Origin of the sequence: uncultured Campylobacter sp. (genome assembly GCF_938045775.1) — a bacterium.
Classification (GTDB): domain Bacteria; phylum Campylobacterota; class Campylobacteria; order Campylobacterales; family Campylobacteraceae; genus Campylobacter_B.
Genome location: NZ_CALIBH010000114.1, coordinates 1 through 1,153, shown reverse-complemented (window position 1 = coordinate 1,153; position 1,153 = coordinate 1). Strand labels below are relative to the sequence as shown.

1 protein-coding gene is annotated in these 1,153 nt (G+C 55.2%); it reads right to left on the bottom strand.

Features of this window, described 5'->3' with window-relative positions:
* Positions 1 to 333: 333 nt before the first annotated feature.
* A partial coding sequence (gene thiF, locus Q0238_RS04335; protein ID WP_297943229.1) for a sulfur carrier protein ThiS adenylyltransferase ThiF occupies positions 334 to 1,153 on the bottom strand: 820 nt, incomplete at its 5' end.

Here is a 1,153-nt window from a genome sequence, read left to right as displayed (position 1 = left end):
AAAATTTTAAAATTTCACGCGCAGACTGCAGCCCGCTTCGCTGCGCGGAATTTTAAATCCTACGTTCAAAAGTAGCTCGCTCGCGCTGAATAAATTTTAAAATTCTACCTGCCCGCTAGCTAGGCACGGCAAATAGTTTAAATTTCGTCGTTTAAATTTAGATCTCGCGGCTAAATTTACGCGGCGCGCGGTAAATTTCACGCCGCTTTTAAACGCGTCGTATGCCGCCGAAACGCTCGCTACTTCTCAAAAATAATCGCGTGAGGCTTAAATTTAGCGACAATACACAAAGGCGCGTAAATTTAGAAATGCAGGCGCGCGATAAGCGTCAAGCTAGCCCTCCTCGCCCAAAATCAGCCTAAGCGCGACGTTTGCCTGATGTGCGGCGCAGATCGCCACGCGCGGAGCGAGCAGCCCCACACCCTGAGCCGCAGCGCTTTTGCGGTCGCCGCAGACGAAGACGTTTTTGCCGAGCCGCGTCGTGCGGATCTCGTTGGCGCCGCCGCTGCCCGCCATGCCGCTAGCACAGATCAAAAAGCGATCCGTGCCGCCGAGCGCGTCGAAAAGCATCGCTTTCGCCGCCGCGTCGTCGAAGCACTCGCAAATTATACGCTCGTTTTTTAAAATTTCGGCTACGTTTTGCGCGGTAAGTCGCTCATTTAAGGTTCGCACGCGCACGAACGGGTTTATGCGCGCGATTTTTTCGCGCAGAGCGGCCGTCTTGGGCTTGTAAAGATCGCCGATCTCGTACTGCTGGCGGTTGAGGTTGGTCGGCTCGACGACGTCAAAGTCGATCAAAAAGAGCTCGCTCACGCCCGCGCGCGCAAGCAGGATAGCAACGTTCGAACCGAGCCCTCCGAGCCCGCAGATCGCCACGCGCGAGCCTTGCAGCGCGGCGTTTACGGCGGGGGCGTTGCGAGCAAACATCAGCGCACGAAGCTCCTGCGGCGCCAGCTCCGCACCGCGCGCGAGCAAAAAGAGCTCATCGCCCGCCTTCAGCTCGCAGTTCTGCGTGCTCGCATAGCCGTTTATTACGACGATCTCGCCGCTAAATTTAACCTCGCGCTTCAGCCCGTCAAGATCGCTCGCAGCCGTTTCGTAAGCTTTGCCGTTTAATTTTATCTGCATTTTGATCCTAAATTTTATCTTTTTG